Below are 21778 nucleotides of genomic sequence, written 5' to 3' on the forward strand. Positions count from 1 at the left end.
CGGGCATCCCCGCGGGACACCCGACGTCGCGCGGTCCGCGCTACTTCTTGTTGCCCCAGAGGGCGGGGTCGTCGACGTTGTCCTTGGTGATCAGCGGTGCCGGGAGCTGGTCCTCGTAGCCGTTCGGCAGCTTGATGACGGTACTGCCGTGATCGGTCGGGCCCTCCGTGGGCGTCACACCCGCCATCGCCTGCTTGGCCCAGTGCAGGCCGTACTGCGCGTAGGCGTCCGCCGGCTGGGAGACGGTCGCGTCGATCTCGCCCTTGCGGATCGCGTCGAGTTCCTGCGGGATGCCGTCGTTGGACACGATGAAGATGTGCCGCGGGTCCGCCGGCGGCACGAGCAGCTTGCGCTGCTTGAGGACCTGCAGGGTCGGGTCGAGGAACACCCCGCCGGCCTGCATGTACACGCCCTTGATGTCCGGGTCGGTCGACAGGCGGGTCTCCAGGGCGGCCTGCGCCTTGCTGCCCTCCCACTCGGTCGGCTCCTCGAAGACCGTGATCGCCGGGAACTTCGCGGTCATGCACTCCTTGAACGCCTCGGAGCGGTCCCGGCCGTTGATCGACGACAACGCGCCCTGGAACTCGATGACCTTGCCCTTGCCGCCGAGCTTCCCGCCGAGGAACTCGCACGCCTTGGTGCCGTACGCCCGGTTGTCGGCGCGGACGACCATGTAGACGCTGCCGTTGTCCGGCCGGGTGTCCACACTGACCACTGGGATCTTCTTCTGGGCCAGTTCGTCGAGCTTCGGCCCGATCGCTCCGGTGTCCTGCGGAGCGATCACCAGTGCCTTTGCGCCCTGGGTGACCAGGCTGTCGACGTTGCTGATCAGCTTCTGGATGTCGTTCTGCGAGTTGGTCTGCCCGGTGAGCTCGACGCCGACCTCAGCGGCCTTCGGGGTCATGTAGCTGGCGTACGCGTTCCAGAAGTCGGAGTCCGCGCGCGGCAGGTCGACACCGACCGAACCCGTACCGCCCCCACCCGGGCTGGCGGGTCCGGCGGAGTCCTTGCTGCACGCCGCCGCGGACGCGACCAGCGCCACGGCCATGGACAGCCCGAGCACCCCTCGGGCGGTCACACCGATCGTCATGGGTTTCCTCGATTCACTGGCAGGGACGGATTTTCGCGGTCCGCGGCCGTCGTGGCGGCCTGCCGGAGGCGGAGCCCGTGCATGCCGCCGTCGACGGCGAGCACGGTCCCGGTGGTGGACGCGGCCAGCGGGCTGGCCAGGTAGGCGATCGCGGTGGCGACCTCGGTGGCGGAGACCAGCCGACCGATGGGCTGACGTGCGCGCAGCGCGGCCAGTTCGGCGTCCGGGTCGTCGGCGGCGGCGAGCAGGCGGCGCACCCACGGGGTGTCGACGGTGCCGGGGTTGACGCAGTTGACCCTGATCCCCTCGGCGAGGTGATCGGCGGCCATGGCGAGGGTCAGCGACTGCACCGCGCCCTTCGTCGCGCTGTAGAGCGCACGGTTGGGCAGGCCGGCGGTGGCGGCGATCGAACAGGTGTTGACCACGGCCGCCTGGGCCGACGCCCGCAGGTGGGGCAGGGCCGCCCGGGTGACCCGGACGATGCCCAGCACGTTGACGTCGAAGACGCGGTGCCACTCGTCGTCGGTGTTCGCCTCGACGGTGCCCTGCGCGCCGACACCGGCGTTGTTGATGAGAACGTCGATGCCGCCGAGGTGCCGCGCGGCCTCGGCGACGGCCCGGGTCACCACGTCCGCGTCCGCGACGTCGCAGACGATGCCGTGCAGCGGGGCCGGCACACCGGACGGATCCAGGTCGAGGCAGGCGACGGCGGCGCCCCGCTCGGCGAGCAGGTGGGCGGTGGCGAGACCGATGCCGGAGCCGCCCCCGGTGACCACGGCGCGCAGGCCGGTGAACTCGGCGGTCATGCCGTTCCCCCGTCCGCCCAGACCGGGCCGTCCGGGTAGACGTAGTCGAGCAGCGTCTGTGGCCGGAGGTCGGCGCTGAACCCCGGTGCGGTCGGGGCGACGTAGTGGCCGTTGCGGATGACCACCGGGTGGACGAAGTGCTCGTGCAGGTGGTCGACGAACTCGATCACGCGGTTCTCCATCGAGCCGGACACCGCCAGGTAGTCGAACATCGACAGGTGCTGCACCAGCTCGCAGAGGCCGACCCCACCGGCGTGCGGGCACACCGGCACCCCGAACTTCGCCGCCAGCAGCAGGATCGCCACGTTCTCGTTGACCCCGGCCACCCGCGCGGCGTCCAGTTGCAGGTACGAGATGGCGCCGGTCTGCAGGAGCTGCTTGAAGATCACGCGGTTCTGCACGTGCTCCCCGGTGGCGACCTTCACGGGGGAGATCGCCCGGGCGATGGTGGCGTGGCCGAGCACGTCATCCGGGCTGGTGGGCTCCTCGACCCACCACGGGTCGAAGCGGGACAGCTCCCGTACCCAGGCGATCGCCTGGCCGACGTCCCACCGCTGGTTTGCGTCGACGGCGATGCGGATGTCCGGACCCACCGCCTCCCGGGCGAGGGCCATCCGCCGTACGTCGTCGTCGAGGTTGGCGCCGACCTTCAGCTTGAGCTGGGTGAAGCCGTCGGCGACGGCCTCCTTGCAGAGGCGGGCCAGCTTGGCGTCGTCGTACCCCAGCCATCCCGGGGTGGTGGTGTAGCCCGGATAGCCGTGTTCGAGCAGGTGGGCCTCCCGCTCGGCCCGCCCGTTCTGGGCGCGGCGGAGGATCTCCAGCGCCTCGCCGGGGGTGAGCGCGTCGGACAGGTACCGGAAGTCGACCAGGTCGACGAGCTCTTCGGGGGTCGAGTCGGCGAGCAGCTTCCACAGTGGCTTGCCCGCGCGCTTGGCGCGCAGGTCCCACAGCGCGTTGACCACCGCGGAGATCGCCATGTGCATGACGCCCTTCTCCGGGCCGAGCCAGCGTAGCTGCGAGTCGTGCACCATGTCCCGCCAGACGCCACCGAGGTCGCCCAGCGTCGCGTCGAGCGGGCGTCCGACGACGTACGACTCCAGGGCGCGGATGGCGGTGGTCTGGATGTCGTTGCCGCGCCCGATGGTGAAGGCGAACCCGTGGCCCTCGTGCCCGTCCGGGTGGTCGGTGCCGATGATGACGTAGGACGCCGAGTAGTCGGGGTCCGGGTTCATGGCGTCCGAGCCGTCCAGCTCCCGGGAGGTGGGGAACCGGATGTCGTACGTCCGCAGGCCGGTGATCCTCGCGGTCATGCCGCCGCCCCCACCGTCTGACGCTGCGCGCCGAGGCCGTCGATCTCGATCTCGATCACGTCACCGGGCCGCAGGTAGGGCTTCGGGTCCGGCTGCCCGAGGGCCACCCCGGCCGGTGTGCCGGTGTTGATGACGTCCCCCGGTTCGAGCACCATGAACTGGCTCACGTAGCGGATCAGCTCGGCGACGCCGAAGATCATCGTCTTGGTGCTGCCGTTCTGCCGGCGGGTGCCGTTGACGGTCAGGCGCAGGCCCAGCTGCTGCGGGTCGGGCACCTCGTCGGCGGTGACCAGCCAGGGTCCGAGCGGGTTGAACGTCTCGCAGGACTTGCCCTTGTCCCACTGGCCGCCGCGTTCGAGCTGGAACTCGCGTTCGGACAGGTCGTTGGAGATGGCGTAGCCGGCGACGCAGGCCAACGCGGCGTCGTCGCTCTCCAGGTAGCGCGCGGTGCGTCCGATGACGACGGCGAGCTCCACCTCCCAGTCGGTCTTGACGCTGCCACGCGGGATGAGCACCTGGTCGTTGGGGCCGACCACCGTGTTCGGCGCCTTCATGAACAGGATCGGCTCCGTCGGCGGCTGCGCACCGGTCTCCGCGGCATGGTCGGAGTAGTTCAGCCCGACGCACACGATCTTGCCGGGCCGCGCGATCGGCGCGCCGATCCGGGTCTCCGGGTCGGCCACCAGGGGCAGGTCCCCACCTTCGACCGCGGCGCGCACCACCTCGACACCGTCACCGGAGAGGAAGGCCCCGTCGATCTCGACCACCAGGTCGGAGAGGTCCACGAGCCGGCCGTGCGCGTCCAGCGCCACCGGACGTTCCTGGCCGATCGCCCCCACTCGAAGCAGCTTCACTCGACAACCTCCGGCCAAACATCGGATCTGTTGCCTGGTTGTATAGTTGAGTTACGCACGTGTTGCAATAGGGCGCCGGGAAGTTCGGTCAAAGTGATCGGATGACCTGGGCGAGGGCAGCGAGGACCGCCCGACTCATGGCACCGGCGGGATGGATCGGCGCGGGGGCCCGCAGCACCGCCTGTGTCGGCGAAGAGCAGCGAACCGGGCGGTCAGGCCGGTGGCAGCGCGGACTCGGGGCCGCCGAGCGCGTTGCGGAGCCACTGCTCGACACCGGCGACGTGCACCGTCGCCCAGGCCCGGGCCGCCTCGGGCTGGCGCGCCTCGATCGCCTCGCAGATCGCCTCGTGCTGCTCCCGGGTGCGCCGCACGGCACCCTCCTGGGTGAGCCCTCGCCAGATGCGTGCCCGCGTCGTCGGCCCGGACAGGCTGTCGATCAACGAGCAGAGCACGTTGTTGCCGGAGCCGGCGGCGATGTGGTTGTGGAACCGAAGGTCGTTGGCCACCAACGCCTCGACCGTCGGCGCCTCTCCCAGCTCGGCGAGAATCCCCCGCAGGCCGGCGATCTCCGCGTCGGTCATCCGGATCGCGGCCAGCTCCGTCGCCGCGGGTTCGAGCACACGGCGTACCTCCAGGAACTGCAGCACCGTGTCGTCCTGGTGGAAGTCGACGACGAACCCGATGGCGTCCAGAAGAAGGGCGGGTTCGAGACTCGTCACGTAGGTGCCGTCCCCCTGCCGCACGTCCAGCACCCGGATCAGCGACAACGCCTTGACCGCCTCCCGCAACGAGTTGCGGGAGAGGCCGAGCCGCTCGGCGAGGTCCGCCTCCCGGGGCAGTCGAGAGCCGGGGCCCAGCTCCCCCTGCACGATCATCGCCTTGATCTTGTCGATCGCCTCGTCGGTAACCGGCACGTGGCCCCCTCCCGGACATCCGATGTATCGCAGCCTACCTGCGCGTCAGGCTCGCACAGAACTCCGCCGGCCCTGCGGAGACATCGGGTGGGACGCACCGCTGACGCCTACCACCGCGCGGGACGGCGAGGCCGGGCTGACAGTCACGGCCGTCGCCGGCCACAGGAGCTGCCGCAGACATGGGAGCTATCCGGCGACGACGGCCCGGTCGCTCTCCCCGTCGGAGAGGAACGACGCCAACTCCTGCCCCTGTTCGGCGACGGCCGCGCGCTCGGCGCGGGAGAAGCGGCCCAGCGGGGTCACGGTCACCGTGCCGGCCGCGACGCCCCAGGTCGCGGCGACCCGCCCGTCGACCAGCACGACGCGCTCGCCGGCGACCGACAGGCCGCGGTGGGCGTCGTCGATGATCCGACTGCGGTCGTGGTAGCCGAGGATCGCGTTGTCGAATGCCGGCAGGAACCGCACCGGGGCGGGTGTGTCGGGGTCGGGGCGCGGCGCGTCGGGAAGGTCGATCAGTTGACGGCCGCGCTCGTCGCGGAAGGTCACCAGTTCCGCCCGCAGTGCGGTCACCGCTCTCGGTAGTCCGGCGAGGCCGCACCAGGCCCGGAGGTCGGCCGTGGCGGCCGGGCCGAACGCGGCCAGGTAGCGACGTACCAGCGTCTGCCCGACCGGATCGGACCCCTCCTCCAGGGTCGGGGGGTCGATCTCCCGGCCCAACCAGGAGGAGAGCGGAACGTTCCGCACGCCGGCCCTGGTGCGCCACAGCCCGCGCGGCGGCAGCTGCACCATCGGGACGAGTGCGGCGATCACCATCTCGCCCAGCGCACGCCGCCCCGGCCTCGGCCAACGCTCGCCGAGCGCCCGCGCCAACTCGGTCATCGAGCGCGGCTCGCCGTCGGCCATCACCGCCAGGCCGGCGGCGGCCAGTTCGTCGAGGTCCACCCCGTCGAGCTCGTCGCGGTAGGTCCCGAGCACCCGCTGGCGCAGCATGGTGTCGTGACGGGCCCGCCAGGCCAGGACGTCGTCGGCGGTGAGGAGATGGACGGTCCGGCGCATGAGGTGTGTGCGCACCAGGCGTCGCCCGGTCAGCAGGTCCGAGAGCACCGCCGGGTCGAACGCGCGCAGCCGCGACCAGAGCCCGACGAACGGTTCCTGCGGTTCCTGCGCCTGGAGGCCGCCGAGGTGCGCGACGGCATCCAGGACCGGTACGTCGGCGCGTTCGAGCAGGAACTGCCGGGCGAGCGTCGCGCGGTTGAGCGCCCGGGTGGCGAGAACGGTCATCGGATCACTCGGCGGCCGGTGAGCAGTTCGGCCCGCTCCGGGTCGGGAGTTGGGGCGGGTGTCGTCATGGCGGGCACTCGGATCCTTCCGGTCGTCCTCGTCGGCTTGCCGGTGCAACGGTCGCAGGTGAAGAGGACAGTTTGTGACCGCTTCTCCTGGCAGTATCGGGACCCGTGCCGAACACCTCAGCCCGCCTGCTGTCGCTGCTCTCTCTGCTCCAGGCCCGCCGGGACTGGCCGGGGGCGCTGCTGGCCGAGCGGCTCGCCGTCAGCCCGCGCACCGTGCGCCGCGACGTCGATCGCCTGCGCGAACTCGGCTACCCCATCCGCGCGACCAAGGGCCCCGACGGGGGTTACCGGCTCGACGCGGGCAGGGAACTGCCACCGCTGCTGTTCGACGACGAGCAGGCCGTCGCGCTCGCCGTCGCACTCCAGATCGCCACCACCGCGGGCGCCGGTATCGAGGAGGCCGCGAAGCGGGCGCTGACCACCGTCCGGCAGGTCATGCCGGCACGGCTGCGCCACCGCATCGACACCCTCCAGGTCACCGCCGTCGGACGACCCGGAACCCGATCGGACCCACAGGCCGACAGCGCCGTACTCGTGGCGCTCAGCGCCGCCGTGCACGCCCGCGAGGTGGTGCGCTTCGACTACGCCCCCGCGGTCTGGGAGGGAGTGGGCGACGGCCGGCGCGCCGACACTCCTCCGCGCCGGGTGCAGCCGCACCATGTCGTCACCTGGGGCGGGCGCTGGTACCTCGTCGCGTGGGATCTCGACCGCGGCGACTGGCGCACCTTTCGCGCCGACCGGATAACGCCGCGCACACCCACCGGTCCCCGCTTCACCCCGCGCGAACTGCCCGGAGGGGACGTGGCCGCCTACGTCGTCAGCAGGTTCCAGGGCTCCGGCGACTGGCCCTGCCGAGGCGAGGTGATCCTCGACCTCCCCGCCGAGGCGGTGTCCCCCTACTCCAGCGACGGACTGGTCGAGGCACTCGGCCCGGACCGCTGCCGGCTCGTTCTGGGCTCGTGGTCATGGCCCAGCCTGGCCGCCTCCATCGGCAGGTTCGACGCCGACATCGAGGTCGTCGGGCCGGTCGAGCTCAGGGACGCCTTCGCGCACCTGGCCCGCCGGTACGCCCACGCCGCGGCCGGCTGACCCACCGGCGTCCCCCCGTTACCCTCGACCACAGTCCCGGAGACCGACACCTGAAGGCCAAAAACTTTTGTTGGTTTCCTACAACTGAGCGGCGATTGGTTCGGTGATTGCACCATGGCGCTGGCTGCTGGCAGACGGAAAAGTGATCGCTGCCGGGAGCCGTCATCTCCCGGCGACACGCATCATGGGTCTACCAAAGGGGTCAGTCGGGTGTTCAACCGTGTCGCCATCGTCAACCGTGGTGAGGCCGCCATGCGGCTCATCCACGCGGTCCGCGAGTTGGCTGCGGAGACCGGCATCCGGATCGAGACCGTCGCCCTCTACACCGACGTCGACCGCACCGCCACCTTCGTGCGCGAGGCGGACATCGCCTACGACCTCGGTCCGGCGTCCGCCCGCCCGTACCTCAACCTGGCTGTGCTGGAGCGCGCGCTGACGGAGACCGGTGCCGACGCCGCGTGGGTCGGCTGGGGTTTCGTCGCCGAGGACCCGGCGTTCGCGGAACTGTGCGAGAAGATCGGCGTCACGTTCGTCGGGCCGAGCGCGGACGCCATGCGCCAGCTCGGCGACAAGATCGGTTCGAAGCTGATCGCCGAAGAGGTCGGCGTGCCGGTCGCGCCGTGGAGCCGCGGTGCCGTCAAGACCCTGGACGCCGCTCGTACGGCGGCGGCCGAGATCGGCTACCCGCTGATGTTGAAGGCGACCGCGGGCGGCGGCGGTCGCGGCATCCGCGTGATCAGGAGCGAGGCCGAGCTGGTCGACGCGTACGAGCGCACGAGTCAGGAGGCGGCGCGCGCGTTCGGCAGCGGCATCGTGTTCCTGGAGCGCCTGGTCACCGGGGCGCGGCACGTCGAGGTCCAGGTGATCGCCGACGGGCAGGGCACGGCCTGGGCGCTCGGTGTCCGCGACTGCTCGGTGCAGCGACGCAACCAGAAGGTCATCGAGGAGTCCTCGTCACCGGTGCTCAGCCCGGCGCAGGCGGCCGAGCTCAAGACATCGGCCGAACGGCTGGCCGTGGCGGTCGGATACCGCGGCGCGGCGACCGTCGAGTTCCTCTACCACCCCGGCGACCAGCTGTTCGCGTTCCTCGAGGTCAACACCCGCCTGCAGGTCGAGCACCCGATCACCGAGCTGACCACCGGGTTCGACCTGGTCAAGGCCCAGCTGCACGTCGCCTCCGGCGGCCGGCTCGACGGTGAGCCGCCGGCGGAGCGCGGGCACGCCATCGAGGCCCGCCTGAACGCCGAGGACCCCGACCGCGACTTCGCGCCCTCCCCCGGCCGGATCGCGCGGCTGGACCTGCCCGCCGGCCCGGGTATCCGGGTGGACACCGGCGTCAGCGAGGGTGACACCATCCCGGCCGACTTCGACTCGATGATCGCGAAGATCATCGCGTACGGCCGCGATCGCGACGAGGCACTCGGCAGGCTGCGTCGGGCGATGGCGAACACCACGGTGATCATCGAGGGCGGCGCGACGAACAAGAGCTTCGTCCTCGACCTGCTCGACCAGCCCGAGGTGATCGATGCCAGCGCGGACACCGGCTGGATCGACCGCGTCCGCGGCGAGGGCAGGCTCGTCGCGCACCGGCACTCCGCGGTCGCACTGGCGGCCGCCGCCATCGAGGCGTACGAGGAGGAGGAGCGCGTCGAGCGGCAGCGGCTGCTGTCGACGGCGTCCGGTGGGCGCCCCCAGGTGCAGCACAAGAGCGGCCGGCCGCTGGACCTGAAGCTGCGCGGCGTCACCTACCGCATGCGCGTGGCGCGGGTCGGCGCGCACCGGTTCCGCGTCGGCATCGAGGTGGGCCCGGTCGTGCACACCGCCGACGTCGAGCTCGACCGCTTCGACCGGCACACCGGCCAGATCGCCGTCAACGGCGTCCGGTACCGGCTGCTCACCGGCACGCACGGGCCGACCCACCTGGTCGAGGTGGACGGCGTGACGCACCGGGTCAGTCGCGACGAGGGCGGCGTCGTCCGCTCCCCCATGCCGGCGCTGGTCGTCGCCACACCGCTGGAGATCGGCGCCGAGGTCGAGGCCGGCGCGCCGGTGCTGGTGCTGGAAGCCATGAAGATGGAGACGGTGCTGCGTGCGCCGTTCAAGGCGCGGCTGAAGGAGTGCGCCGTCGCGGTCGGCAGCCAGGTCGAGGCCGGTGCGCCGCTGCTGCGGCTGGAGCCGCTCGCCGACGAGGGCGCCGAGACCGCGGACGATCCGACCGCCGCCCCCGTCGAGCTGGACCTGCCCACCTCCGCCGAGGACGTTCCGGCGTACCAGCGCACGCTGCGCGGCCAGGAGGACCTCCGGGCCCTGCTGCTCGGCTTCGACGTCGACCCGCACGACGACGACCGGGTGCTCGACGACTACCTCACCGCGCGGTCGGCGGCCATCGAGGACGGCCACCGGCCGCTGGCCGCGGAACTCGACCTCGTCGACGTGTTCGCCGACCTCACCGAGCTGAGCCGCAACCGGCCGACGGGCGAGGAGGGCGGCGCCCACGCGCACAGTGCCCGCGAGTACTTCCACACGTACCTGCAGAGCCTCGACGTCGAGCGGGCCGGGCTGCCGGATGCCTTCCAGGCCAAGCTCGCCAAGGCGCTCGGGCACTACGGCGTCACCGACCTGGAGCGCTCCGGCGACCTCGAAGCCGCCGTGTTCCGGATCTTCCTCGCGCAGCAACGCGCGTCCGCCGACGCCACGGTCGTCGCGACGCTGCTGCGCGCGTGGCTCCGGGAGTCCCCGCCGGACGAGACGCTGCGCGAACCGGCCGGTCTCGCACTGGAGCGGCTGGTGGCCGCGACGCAGGTCCGCTTCCCCGTGGTCGCCGACCTCGCCCGCGGTGTGGTGTTCGCCTGGTTCGCCCAGCCGCTGCTGCGCCGCAACCGCGCCCGCGTCTACGCCCAGGTCCGCGGGCACCTGCGTCACCTGGACGCGCACCCGGACGCGGCGGACCGCACCGAGCGGATCGCCGAGATGGTACGCAGCACCGAGCCGCTGGTACGGCTGCTCGGCCAGCGGCTCGTCCGTGACCACCTCGACAACGCGGTGATGCTGGAGGTGCTGACCCGGCGGTACTACGGCAACAAGGCGCTCGCCAGCGTACGCACCCGCGAGGTCGCGGACTGCACGTTCGTCGTCGCCGAGCGCGCCGATTCGAGCGTGGTCTCCGCGGCGGTGAGCTTCGACGCGTTGGGCGACGCGCTGCGCGGGCTCGCCGAGCTGGCGAGCGGCGAGGACGCCGTCGACGTCGACATCTACCTCGGGTGGGAGAACCAGCCGGAGGACTTCGACGCGATGGCGGCGGCGCTGCTGGAGGTCATCACCGCGCACCCGCTGCCGCCCCAGGTCCGTCGGCTCACCGCCACCGTCGCCGGTCGCGGCGGAGCGGTGATGCACCACCACTTCACCTTCCGCCCGTCCGACGCGGGGATGACGGAGGACCGGCTGATCCGCGGCCTGCACCCGTACATCGCGCAGCGGATGCAGCTGGAGCGGCTGCACAAGTTCGACCTGACCCGGCTGCCGTCGTCGGACGAGGAGGTCTACCTCTTCCAGTGCGTGGCGCGGGAGAACCCGTCCGACGAGCGTCTCGTCGCGTTCGCGCAGGTGCGGGACCTGACCGAGCTGCGCGAGCAGGACGGCCGGCTGGTCGCGCTGCCGACGACCGAGGACGCCATCGCCGCCTGCCTCGACTCGATCCGCCGCGCACAGTCCCGGCGGCCGTCGAAGACGCGCTTCAACACCAACCGGATCGTGGTCTACGTCTGGCCGCCGAGCGAGCTGACCCGCCAGGAGATGGAGATGATCGCCGGGCGGGTACGCCCGACGACCGCGGGGGCAGGGCTGGAGGAGATCCTCTTCATCGCGCGGCAACGCGACCGCCGCACCGGCGAGCTGACCAAGATCGCCGTACGGATCTCCTTCGACGCCACCGGCGGCGCCCAGCTCACCATCGGCGAGCCGCCCGTCGAACCCGTCGAACCGCTCGACGAGTACCGGCTGAAGGTGCTGCGGGCGAGCAGCCGCAACACGGTGTACCCGTACGAGCTGACCGGCCTGCTCGGCGACTTCGTCGAGCACGACCTCGACGACGACCACGTGTTGGTGCCGGTGGAGCGGCCGAAGGGTCGCAACCGGGCCGCGATCGTCGCCGGCGTGGTCACCACGCCGACCGAGCGGCACCCGCAGGGTGTCAGCCGGGTCGTGCTGCTCGGTGACCCGACGAAGTCGCTGGGTGCGCTGTCGGAGCCGGAGTGCCGACGCGTGATCGCCGCGCTCGACCTGGCCGAGCAGATGCGGGTGCCGCTGGAGTGGTGGGCGCTGTCCGCCGGAGCGCGGATCTCCATGACCTCCGGCACCGAGAACATGGACTGGGTGGCGGCGGCGCTCAAGCGCATCGTCGAGTTCACCCAGGCCGGCGGTGAGATCAACATCGTCGTGGCGGGCATCAACGTGGGCGCGCAGCCGTACTGGAACGCCGAGGCGACGATGCTCATGCACACCAAGGGCATCCTGGTGATGACGCCGGACTCGGCGATGGTCCTCACCGGCAAGCAGTCGCTCGACTTCTCCGGAGGCGTGTCCGCCGAGGACAACTTCGGCATCGGCGGCTACGACCGGGTGATGGGGCCGAACGGGCAGGCGCAGTACTGGGCGCCGAACCTGACCGCCGCGCGGGACGTGGTCATGTCGCACTACGACCACACGTACGTCGCGCCCGGCGAGGACGCGCCCCGGCGTGCGACCACCACGGACCCCGTTGACCGCGACATCTCGGCGTTCCCGCACGACGTCGCGGGCAGCGCGTTCAGCACCGTCGGCGAGATCTTCTCCGCCACGGCCAACCCCGACCGCAAGAAGCCCTTCGACATCCGGACGGTGATGCGGGCGCTCGCCGACCAGGACCACCCGGTGCTGGAACGTTGGGCGGGCATGGCCGACGCGGAGACCGCCGTCGTGCAGGACGTACACCTCGGTGGCATCCCGGTGTGCCTGCTCGGCATCGAGTCACGGTCGGTGCCCCGGCGCGGCTTCCCGCCCACCGACGGCCCGGACACCTACACGGCGGGGACGCTGTTCCCACGGTCGTCGAAGAAGGCCGCGCGGGCGATCAACGCGGCCAGCGGCAACCGGCCGCTGGTGGTGCTGGCCAACCTGTCGGGCTTCGACGGCTCACCGGAGTCGATGCGCAAACTCCAGTTGGAGTACGGCGCCGAGATCGGCCGGGCGATCGTGAACTTCCGCGGGCCGATCGTCTTCTGCGTGATCTCGCGCTACCACGGCGGCGCGTTCGTGGTGTTCTCGAAGGCCCTGAACCCGAACATGACGGTGCTGGCGCTGGAGGGCTCGTTCGCCTCGGTGCTGGGCGGCGCCCCCGCCGCCGCAGTGGTGTTCTCCGCCGACGTCAACGCCCGCACGGCGGCCGACCCGCGTGTCCGGGGCCTGGAGGCCCGCGTCGCCGCGGCGGCCGGCACCGAGCGCGCGGCGTTGACCGCGGAACTCGACGAGCTGCGCTCGTCGGTCCGGGCGGAGAAGCTCGGCGAGGTCGCCACGGAGTTCGACCGCGTGCACAACATCCAGCGCGCCGTCGAGGTCGGCTCCGTGGACGCGGTCATCCGCGCCGCCGAGCTGCGTCCACGCATCATCGAGGCCATCGAGACCCGACTGGGCTAGGTGGCGGACGGGAGCGTCGGTGATCACCCGGAACAGGTGGGGTCGTGCCCGAGCGGCGACGACCCCGCCTGTCCTGGGCGATCGTTCGTACCGGAGTCTCCGCCGGGCCCTGGCCGTCGTGTGCGTGATCGCCGCCGCCACGGTGCCGGCCGGTTCGTCGGTGGCGGACACCTCCGCGACGACGGTCCTGCGGGTGCTCCAGATGAACCTCTGCAACAGCGGGCGCGCCGGCTGTTACACGGGCCGATCGGTGACCGGGGCCGCCGAGGTCATCACCGCCGAGGTGCCCGATCTGGTCACCCTCAACGAGATCTGCCGGGACGACGTGACGACCCTGGAGCGCACGTTCTCGCAGGTCCACGGTGGCGCCAGGGTCGTGTCCGCGTTCAAGGCCGCCGGCGACCGTCCTTCCGGCGCCGCCACCCGGTGCCGCAACGGCCAGCCGTACGGCATCGGGCTGCTGGCCCGCGTCACGGCGCCGCACACGGTGCACAGCGGGATCTACCCGACGCAGGATGTCACGGACCCCGAGGAGCGTGCCTGGCTCTGCGTCGAGGTCGCCGGCACGCTGCACGCGTGCACCACACACCTGGCGGCCACCAGCGCCGCCGTCGCGCTCGCCCAGTGCCGTCACCTGCTCGACACGGTCGTGTCGACCATCCGCGGCAGCGCCGGGTACGCGCCCACCGTGCTGCTCGGCGACCTCAACCTCCGCAGCGGCGGCTCCCCCGACGTGCGGTCCTGTGTACCGCCGGACTACCTGCGGATCGACGACGGCGCGCTGCAGCACGCCATGGCGACGACCGACGTCCGGATCTGTTGCCGCCGGGCGGTGAGCATGCGCGGGGCGACCGACCACCCGGGGCTGCTGGCCACCCTCAGGATCGAGGCGAACCGACCGCTGCTCGCCGGGCGTGACTGAACGCGCAGGCCAGGAGGAGCCTTTTGGCTGTTCGGGCGTGTCCTGTTTTGTAGGTTCAGAGGTGACAGGAACCTCACCAGGTTGCCAGCGCCTCCGCTCCCGGTCGGGCGTCGCTTCAGGAGGCAGACGCCGTGACCTCGAGCCCGCTACCCCGGATTCTCCGCCGACGCGGCGAGCCCGAGTTTCCGACGTTCCTGGAACTCTTCTTCGATCTGGTCTACATCTTCATGTTCTCCCGGCTCGCCGTCGGGCTGATGAACGATCTCAGCGTTCGCAACGCGGCGCAGACGGCCGTTCTGCTGCTCGCCGCCTGGTGGGTCTGGGTGCTCACGGCGTGGCTCACCGACCTGTTCAATCCGCGGCTGCCGCTGATCCAGGCCACCGTGCTCGTGGTCATGTTCGGCACCCTGCTGATGGCCATCGCGGTCCCACGGGCCTTCGGCGCGTACGGGTGGCTCTTCGTCGCCGCGTACTTCGCCATCCACCTCGCCCGGGACTCCGTTCTCATCCCCGGCACGCGGGTGAACCGGCCCATCCAGGCGCGGAGCATCCGCGTCTTCTTCTGGTTCGGCGTCACCGTCGGGCCCTGGGTGGCCGGCGCGTTCGTGGACGGCACGGCCAGGCTGGTGCTGTGGTCCATCGCGGTGGCGGTCGACCTCGGCTCGGCCCGGATCGGTTGGCCGACGCCCCGGCTCGGTCGTACCGAACTCGCCAGCCAGATCTTCACCGGCGCTCACCTGTCCGAGCGACACCGGCAGATCTTCATCATCTCGCTCGGTGAACTGATCCTGACGGTCGGCAAGGGGTTGGCCAGCAGCGACTTCGAGGTCGGCCCGGTCGCCGCGTGCGCGGTGGCGCTCGCCAACGCCCTGCTGCTGTTCCAGATCTACTTCCACCGGATACGACAACTGTTGGCGCCGACCGCCGTCTCGATGGTGGAGCGGGTACGTTCGGGCACCGCCACCTCGTACACCCACCTGGTCATGGTGGCGGGGGTGGTGGTCATCTCGGCGAGTGACTCGCTCGTCATCGACCGCCCGTTCGGCGAGGCGCCCGCCGGCTTGATCGTCGCGACCCTGGGCGGTCCCGCGCTGTTCCTGCTCGGCGGCTGCCTGTACGACTTCGTGGCCACCGGTCGGATTCTCTGGCCACGGGTGCTGGGGATCGTCGTGCTGGGCGCCGTCGCGCCCGCGATGCCATTGGTGTCACCGCTGGCCATCATGATCGTGGCGAACCTGGTCCTGCTGCTCACACTGATCGTCGAGGCGGTGGCCCCCCGTTCGCGACTGACCAGTGCTCCGCTGCCGGCCGGATGAACGGCCGGACCGGGTCAGCGCAGCGCCGGGGGCGCCGCCGTCCGGGGGTGCACCCGCGTGCTCAGCAGGTTCGCCACGGCGACCAGGGCCAGCACGCTCGTGGCGAGGAGGGCGACGACCACCGGCGGCAGCAGGTACGTCGCCGGTGCCACCCCACCCAGCAGGACCAGGCCCGCCAGCCGCGACCTGGACACCCGGCCGAACACGGTGTAGTCGAGCACCCCACGGCCGAGCAGGAAGAGCGCCGGCCCACCGAGGATGATCGCGGCCCAGGACGTCGGGGTCTCGCCTAACGGACGGTCGATGACAAGTTTGCTGGTGACCGCCGCACCTCCGATGCCGGCCACCATGATCACATGAGTGACCGCGCCGGACTGGCCGAGCAGGGACGGCCTCGTCGACTTGGCGATCGCCTCGGTCAGCAGTTCTCCGGCACGGTAGATGTAGATGCGCCACATCAGCACCACCATCAGGAAGACGACCACGAGCGCCCAGACCCGCGGGGCGGCGTAGTCGCTCTCGCTGAACGTCTCCGCCGTCGCGAATATCGACACGCCGAGCGCGATGATGACGAACTGCCGGTACCGCTCGGAGAGCCTCTCCGCGGCCAACCGCCACTCCTCGGAGTGCGAACGGCCCAGGCCTGGCACGGGCCAGCCGAACGCGGCCGCGAGGCATTCGATCTCGACCGCAACCGCCCAGAGCGCCAGGCGGGCCGTACCGTCGAGGAGGGCTCCACCGATCCACCCGAGCCCGGCGATGGTCTCCCAGAACAGGACCCGCCGGCTCCTCCGCCGCGCGAACGGCTCCCGCACGACCAACAGGATGTAGGCGCTGGAGCCGAGGTGGATCGCCACGTAGGTGATCGCGAACAGCGGGCCCCGACTGCCGAACGCGTCGTGAACCGTGGCCGCCAGCAGCAGGCTTCCCGCCATCGTGCCGATGAACTTGACCTGGACTGCCGGCCGGGCCCGATCGAGGGTGTCACCGGACCATACGGTCACCGCCCAGATGAACGTGAAGCCGAGCAGCAGCACCAGCGTTTCGGCGACGCCCGTCCAGGTCAGGTCGGCGGCCAGCTTGTCGGCGAGGGAGATCAGCGCGAAGACGTAGACCAGATCGAAGAACAGCTCCAGGAACGCCGGATGTGCGGGATCCCTCCGCGCGGGAACCGCCGACCCGGCGTCGCGATCCGCTGTCATCGATCACCCTGCCCTACCCGTTCACCGTCACCGAATGACGACACTACGGGTAGTGGAAGCATGACAGTGGGTGGTTGGACGGGTCGGTGCCGCCGTCGAGGAGGCGCAGCGCGCCCACCCGGTCACCCCCCTCAGCAGAGCTTCTGGACCCTTTCGGCGAACGCCGGAACGTCGGGGTGCCCGAACATCCCGGGAAGCCCGCCCGTGTGCACGAAGACCGTCCGGTCGCCCGGAGCGATCTCGCCTCGCCGGATCGCCGCGATGAGGCCCGCCATCGCGCGCCCGGTGTACGTGGGATCGAGGATGATCCCCTCGAGCCGGGCGACGAGTGTGAGCGCCTCATGGACCGTGTCGGTGAGGCTCGCGTAGCCGTTCCCGATGTGGTCACGGTCGACGCGCAGGTCATCGGCGCGTACCTCCGGCGAGAGCGCGGCGGCGAAGGCCGCCACGCGCTCCCGGGAGTCCTCGACCGCCCCGACGTCGACACCGAGCGTGCGGTCCGGGCCCAGGCTCGCGACGAGCCCGGCCATCGTGCCACCGGAACCGAGGGCGACCACAGCGGTACGCAGGTCGGGCACCTGGGCCATCAGCTCCTCGCCGCAGGTCGCGTAACCGCGGGTGGCCAACGCGCTGGACCCGCCGAACGGGATGAGGGCGGGGCGGGCGCCTTCGGACCGCAGCCGCTCGCACACCCCCGCGGCGGCGTCCACGAGCGCCGGCTGACCCTGCACGCCGGTGAAGACGATCTCGGCGCCGAGGAGCGCGTCCAGGACGAGATTGCCCGACGGGGCCGCCGGCGGTTCGCCCGGGAACACCAGCACGGCGCGCAGACCGAGACGCGCGGCGGCCGCCGCGGTGAGTCGCGCGTGGTTGCTCTGCGGCCCACCCGTGGTGACGAGGGTGTCGGCGTCGTCCGCGAGCGCTTCGGCGACGGTCCACTCCAACTTACGGATCTTGTTGCCGCCGCCGGCGAGGCCGGTGAGGTCGTCCCTCTTGACGAGAAGGTCTTCGCGGCCGAGCCCGAGCGCGGCGGCCAGCCGGGGCATCGGCTCGACCGGTGTGGGCCACGTGCCGAGCGTGAGCGGGACGAGCGATCCAGGCATGCCGCCATCTTGTCAGGCGTCGCCGGGAGCTACTTCAGGAAGTCCAGGAGCTGCCGCGTGGTCTCCTCGGGCGCCTCTTCCGGGATGAAGTGGCCCACCGGGACCGGCCCGCCACGAACGTCGTCGGCCCACTGCCTCCATATCCCGAGCGGGTCGTCGTAGAGCTTCGCGACCTGACCTCGCTGGCTCCAGAGGAACAGCAGAGGGCACTCGATCCTGCGCGTGCCGCGGTCCGCCTCGTCCTGCTGGTAGTCCACCGTCGCGGCCGCGCGGAACTCCTCGCAGACCGCGTGGACGGTAGCGGGATCGCTGAACTGCCTGACGTACGCGGCGCGCACCTCGGCCGGGAACGCGTCCTTCACCTCGGGCCACGTGTCGAGCATGAAGTCCACGAGGACGGCGGGCGCCGCGTCGATGAACCGCTCGGGCACCGGCGCCGGTGCCGCCAGAAAGGACCAGACCCAGTACGAGAGGCTGAACGCCCGGTCGGCACGGTTGTAGACGTCGCCGACCGGGACGACGTCCAGGACGGCGAGCCGGGTGACGAGATCCGGTTCGTCGAGCGCGAGACGGTAGGCGCACCGGGCCCCGCGATCATGGCCGACGAGGCTGAACCGCTCGTGGCCCAGACTCCGCATGACCTCGATCTGGTCGCGGGCGATCGCCCGCATGCTGTACGGCTCGTGATCGGCGCTGCTCGGCGGCTTGCCGCTGTCGCCCCAGCCGCGCAGGTCGGTGACGACCACGGTGTGGTCCCCGGCGAGCCGCGGCGCCACGCGGTGCCACATCAGGTGTGTCTCGGGAATGCCGTGCAGGAGGAGAACCGGAGGGCCGCTTCCGCCGCGGCGTCCGTGGATCGTCGCCCCCGACGTGGGAATGTCGAACTCCTCGAACCCGTCAAACACGACGCCGACCCCCTCCGCGTCCTCAGGACATCCCGTGCTCCGCTCGGGGCATCCCCCGGAACGACCACCGCAATCCCGGTTTCGGCCCGGATACGACCGGACGGTCCGGTCACTCCTCGGCGGCCAGCGCGAGGACGTGTCGCGCGGTCGGCAGCGCGGCCTCGCGGTGCGCCGGGACGAGACCGATCCGGGTACGCCTGTCGAGCAGGTCGTCGACGGTGAGGGCGAGTTCGTGGCGGGTGGCCCAGAGGAGTTCGGCGCCGGTGACGGGGATGTCGGGGCCGATCGGCTGGCGGAGTTCGGCGGGTGCCTCGGCCAGGACGTCGACGGCCTCCGTGCCGTACCGGTGGGTGAGCCGGCGTGGTGCGGGGACACGGGCCAGCTGGGCCCTGCTCGCGGCACCGGGTAGCGGGAGGCGTCGGGTGCGGCAGGGGCCGGCACGGAGGCCACGCTGGCGGATGGCGGTGTCGACGGCGTCCTCGGCCATGCGGCGGTAGGTGGTGAGCTTGCCGCCGATGACGCTGATGATGCCGTCGGGGTCGTCGATGACGGCGTGGCGGCGGGACAGGTCGGCGGTTCGGCTGTCGGCGTCGTCCAGCAGCGGTCGCAACCCGGCGTACGCGCCGAGGACGTCGGTGGGTTGCAGCGGCTGGTCGAGGACGCTGTTGAGGACGTCGAGCAGGAACGCGATGTCGGCTTCGGTGGGTTGCGGCACGTCGGGGACGGGTCCGTCCACCGGTTCGTCGGTCAGTCCCGCGTACACCAGGCCGTCGGTCTGGGGCAGGGCGAAGACGTAGCGGGTGAACTCGCCGGGGACCGGGATCGTCAGGCCGGCCCAGAGTCCGCCCAGCCGGGCGGCGGACAGCACGATGTGGGTGCCCCGGGACGGGCGCAGGCGTACGTGTGGGGTCAGGCTGCTGGCCCACACGCCGGTGGCGTTGACGACCGCGCGGGCGGCGACGTGCATGCGCGCCCCGGTGAGGGTGTCCTCGATGACGGCTCCCTCGCGGTGCAGGCTGACCGCCCGGCACCGGGGCAGGATGCGCGCGGAACGGGCTGCGGCCGCTCGTGCCAGACCGACGACGAGTCGGGCGTCGTCGCAGAGCTGACCGTCCCAGGACAGGTGTGCTCCGCGGAGGCCCTCCGCGCGCAGTGCGGGCGCGATGGCGCCCGCCTCGGCCGAGCCGAGCCGGCGCGTTCCGGGCAGGGTCCGTCGGGAGGTTCCGGCGCAGGTACGCAGCAGGTCCCCGGCGCGGAGGCCGGCCGCCGCGGCGTTCGCCTGCCACCGGCTGGTGTACGCGGTCGACGGGAGCAGCATCGGCAGGGGGCGCGTCAGGTGCGGCGCGGTGCGGGTCAGCAGCAGGTGACGCTCGGTGGCGCTCTCGTAGGCGACGCCCACCCGGCCGTGTGCGAGATAGCGCAGACCGCCGTGGACCAGTTTGGAACTCCAGCGGGAGGTGCCGTTGGCGAGGTCGTGGGCGTCGACGGCGACCACGGACAGCCCGCGGCTCGCCGCGTCGAGGGCCACTCCGGCGCCGGTGACGCCGAGCCCGACGACCAGGACGTCGACGGGTGCGCCGGCCACCAGTTCGGCGAGGTCACGTTCCCGTCGGGAGACGGTCAGCGAGGTTTTCACACGCCTCCTTGCGATGCAGTGACGTTGAATGTCACTCTGTCACACATGAATATGGGAGGGGAAGCGCCGACCGTCGGATGGGCCCGCTGGGGCACCACGAGGAACGCGAGGGCGCTGCCGGACACCGCATCGACCCTGCTGGCCCGGATCCTCGATCTGACGCCCCCACCGCCGGCCGTGCCGCTGGCGGAAGCGGCCGTACCGGACTGCGAGTTGGACGGTGCGGTCCTCGACGCGCTGCGGCGGGCACTGGGCGCCGAGCACGTGCTCACCGCCCCGGCCGCCCGGGCACGGCACGCGTCGGGCATGTCGACGCCGGATCTGCTACGCCGCCGGCAGGGCCGGGTGCCGGCGCCCCCACAGGCCGTGCTGTGCCCGGCCGACCACGCCGAGGTGATGTCCATCCTCGACCTCTGCTCCCGGTCGGGGGTGGCCGTGGTCCCGTTCGGTGGTGGCACCTCGGTGGTCGGCGGGCTGACGCCGACCGCGGCGCACCACGTCGCCGTCGACCTGAGCCGGCTGGACGACGTCGTGGCGATCGACCCGCTGTCGCGGACCGCCACGCTGCAGGCGGGGCTCAGCGCCCCGAGGGCCGCCGAACTGCTCGCCGAGCACGGATTCACCCTCGGCCATGTGCCGCAGTCCTTCGAGTACGCCACCATCGGAGGTTTCGCCGCCACCCGGTCGTCGGGCCAGGCGTCGGCCGGCTACGGCCGCTTCGACGACATGGTCATGGCGCTCACGATCGCCACGCCCCGAGGCACCGTCCGGGTGGGCCGCGCCCCGGCCTCGGCCGCCGGTCCCGATCTGCGGCAGCTGTTCCTGGGCAGCGAGGGGACGCTGGGCGTCATCACCGACGTGACCGTGCGCATCCGGCCCCTACCGGCCGAGTCGCACTACGAGGGCTGGCGGTTCCCGTCGTTCGCCGACGGCCTGCACGCCGTACGGCGACTGGCACAGGACGGGCCGAGGCCCACGGTGCTGCGACTGTCCGACGAGGTCGAGACCGCGATCGGGGCGACAGGATCCGGCCGCTCCGACGGCGGCTGCCAATTGATCGCCGGGTACGAGGGCGCGGACGTACGCCCCACGGTGGACGCGGCCGCCGGCGTGCTGACCGCGCACGGCGGGGTGCCGCTGGGCGAGGAGCCGGGTCGACAGTGGGCGCGGCACCGTTTCGACGCCCCGTATCTGCGGGACGCGCTGCTCGACGCGGGGGCGTTCGCGGAGACGCTGGAGACGGCGGCCTACTGGTCGGCGCTGCCGGCCGTGCACGACGGGGTGCGGCAGGCGATCATCGATGCGCTGCCGGACGGGGCGCTGGTGCTGGCGCACGTGTCCCACGTCTACGAGACCGGCGCGTCGCTGTACTTCACGGTCATCTGCTCCCCCGGGCCGGATCCGCTCGACCGGTGGCGGCGGGCGAAGGCGGCGGCCAGCGACGCGATCGCCGCCGCGGGTGCCACGATCAGCCACCACCACGGTGTCGGCGCGGATCACCGCGCCTGGTACGCCGCCGAGATCGGCGACGTCGCGGTGGACCTGCTCCGGGCCGTCAAGCAGCACCTGGACCCGGCCGGCATCCTCAATCCCGGCATCCTGGTGCCCTGAG

The 21778-nt window shown here is 71.8% G+C and carries 15 protein-coding genes; 5 read left to right on the forward strand and 10 right to left on the reverse strand.

Annotated features, from left to right (window positions below):
- Positions 1-40: 40 nt before the first annotated feature.
- The 6 genes from ACTWLT_RS28540 to ACTWLT_RS28565 all read right to left on the reverse strand — a co-directional run bounded on the left by ACTWLT_RS28540 (position 41) and on the right by ACTWLT_RS28565 (position 6255).
- Positions 41-1090, reverse strand: a complete 1050-nt coding sequence (locus ACTWLT_RS28540) for a sugar ABC transporter substrate-binding protein (protein ID WP_445321024.1) — start codon at positions 1088-1090, stop codon at positions 41-43.
- Positions 1087-1896, reverse strand: a complete 810-nt coding sequence (locus ACTWLT_RS28545; protein ID WP_445321025.1) for an SDR family NAD(P)-dependent oxidoreductase — start codon at positions 1894-1896, stop codon at positions 1087-1089. Before ACTWLT_RS28545 ends, ACTWLT_RS28540 begins: the two co-directional genes overlap by 4 nt.
- Positions 1893-3206: an L-fuconate dehydratase gene (locus ACTWLT_RS28550; protein ID WP_445321026.1), complete on the reverse strand. Its 1314-nt coding sequence runs from the start codon at positions 3204-3206 to the stop codon at positions 1893-1895. The genes ACTWLT_RS28545 and ACTWLT_RS28550 overlap by 4 nt, the downstream gene beginning before the upstream one ends.
- Positions 3203-4060 carry a fumarylacetoacetate hydrolase family protein gene (locus ACTWLT_RS28555; RefSeq protein WP_445321027.1) on the reverse strand — a complete coding sequence of 286 codons (858 nt, stop codon included), beginning with the start codon at positions 4058-4060 and terminating at the stop codon, positions 3203-3205. The genes ACTWLT_RS28550 and ACTWLT_RS28555 overlap by 4 nt, the downstream gene beginning before the upstream one ends.
- 212 nt (positions 4061-4272) lie before the next feature.
- A complete protein-coding gene (locus ACTWLT_RS28560; RefSeq protein ID WP_445321028.1) occupies positions 4273-4974 on the reverse strand; it encodes a FadR/GntR family transcriptional regulator in 702 nt (233 codons plus the stop codon).
- A gap of 186 nt (positions 4975-5160) precedes the next feature.
- Positions 5161-6255 (reverse strand): winged helix DNA-binding domain-containing protein, encoded by a 1095-nt coding sequence (locus ACTWLT_RS28565; protein ID WP_445321029.1) that lies wholly within the window; start codon positions 6253-6255, stop codon positions 5161-5163.
- Positions 6256-6428: 173 nt separating this feature from the next.
- On the opposite strand from ACTWLT_RS28565, the gene ACTWLT_RS28570 reads away from it, so the two are divergent.
- From ACTWLT_RS28570 to ACTWLT_RS28585, 4 genes are all read left to right on the forward strand, one after another.
- On the forward strand, positions 6429-7412 hold the full coding sequence (locus ACTWLT_RS28570; RefSeq protein WP_445321030.1) for a helix-turn-helix transcriptional regulator: 984 nt from the start codon (positions 6429-6431) through the stop codon (positions 7410-7412).
- A 210-nt stretch (positions 7413-7622) separates the two neighbouring features.
- Positions 7623-13082, forward strand: a complete 5460-nt coding sequence (locus ACTWLT_RS28575) for an ATP-binding protein (RefSeq protein ID WP_445321031.1) — start codon at positions 7623-7625, stop codon at positions 13080-13082.
- A 124-nt stretch (positions 13083-13206) separates the two neighbouring features.
- Positions 13207-14004: an endonuclease/exonuclease/phosphatase family protein gene (locus tag ACTWLT_RS28580; RefSeq protein ID WP_445321032.1), complete on the forward strand. Its 798-nt coding sequence runs from the start codon at positions 13207-13209 to the stop codon at positions 14002-14004.
- 131 nt (positions 14005-14135) lie between these two features.
- The gene (locus ACTWLT_RS28585; protein ID WP_445321033.1) at positions 14136-15320 is read left to right on the forward strand and encodes a low temperature requirement protein A; all 1185 of its coding nucleotides are present in this window, start codon (positions 14136-14138) and stop codon (positions 15318-15320) included.
- 14 nt (positions 15321-15334) lie between these two features.
- Here ACTWLT_RS28585 and ACTWLT_RS28590 read toward each other — a convergent pair whose 3' ends face one another.
- From ACTWLT_RS28590 to ACTWLT_RS28605, 4 genes are all read right to left on the reverse strand, one after another.
- A complete protein-coding gene (locus tag ACTWLT_RS28590; RefSeq protein ID WP_445321034.1) occupies positions 15335-16522 on the reverse strand; it encodes a low temperature requirement protein A in 1188 nt (395 codons plus the stop codon).
- Between the two features lie 131 nt (positions 16523-16653).
- The gene (locus ACTWLT_RS28595) at positions 16654-17625 is read right to left on the reverse strand and encodes a D-cysteine desulfhydrase family protein (protein WP_445321035.1); all 972 of its coding nucleotides are present in this window, start codon (positions 17623-17625) and stop codon (positions 16654-16656) included.
- Positions 17626-17654: 29 nt separating this feature from the next.
- The gene (locus ACTWLT_RS28600) at positions 17655-18530 is read right to left on the reverse strand and encodes an alpha/beta fold hydrolase (RefSeq protein ID WP_445321036.1); all 876 of its coding nucleotides are present in this window, start codon (positions 18528-18530) and stop codon (positions 17655-17657) included.
- 109 nt (positions 18531-18639) lie between these two features.
- Positions 18640-20166 (reverse strand): glycerol-3-phosphate dehydrogenase/oxidase, encoded by a 1527-nt coding sequence (locus ACTWLT_RS28605; protein WP_445321037.1) that lies wholly within the window; start codon positions 20164-20166, stop codon positions 18640-18642.
- Positions 20167-20211: 45 nt separating this feature from the next.
- Here ACTWLT_RS28605 and ACTWLT_RS28610 point away from each other — a divergent pair, with 45 nt between their 5' ends.
- Positions 20212-21777, forward strand: coding sequence for an FAD-binding oxidoreductase (locus ACTWLT_RS28610; protein ID WP_445321038.1), 1566 nt, complete (start codon positions 20212-20214; stop codon positions 21775-21777).
- Position 21778: the final 1 nt, after the last annotated feature.

Source organism: Micromonospora yongxingensis, from assembly GCF_052601155.1.

Bases quoted from the DNA above. Each gene is read 5' to 3' on its own strand.
- ACTWLT_RS28550 (WP_445321026.1), bottom strand. From the start codon at position 3,206: ATGACCGCGAGGATCACCGGCCTGCGGACGTACGACATCCGGTTCCCC.
- ACTWLT_RS28610 (WP_445321038.1), top strand. From the start codon at position 20,212: ATGAATATGGGAGGGGAAGCGCCGACCGTCGGATGGGCCCGCTGGGGC.
- ACTWLT_RS28595 (WP_445321035.1), bottom strand. From the start codon at position 17,625: ATGCCTGGATCGCTCGTCCCGCTCACGCTCGGCACGTGGCCCACACCG.
- ACTWLT_RS28540 (WP_445321024.1), bottom strand. From the start codon at position 1,090: ATGACGATCGGTGTGACCGCCCGAGGGGTGCTCGGGCTGTCCATGGCC.
- ACTWLT_RS28565 (WP_445321029.1), bottom strand. From the start codon at position 6,255: ATGACCGTTCTCGCCACCCGGGCGCTCAACCGCGCGACGCTCGCCCGG.
- ACTWLT_RS28590 (WP_445321034.1), bottom strand. From the start codon at position 16,522: ATGACAGCGGATCGCGACGCCGGGTCGGCGGTTCCCGCGCGGAGGGAT.
- ACTWLT_RS28545 (WP_445321025.1), bottom strand. From the start codon at position 1,896: ATGACCGCCGAGTTCACCGGCCTGCGCGCCGTGGTCACCGGGGGCGGC.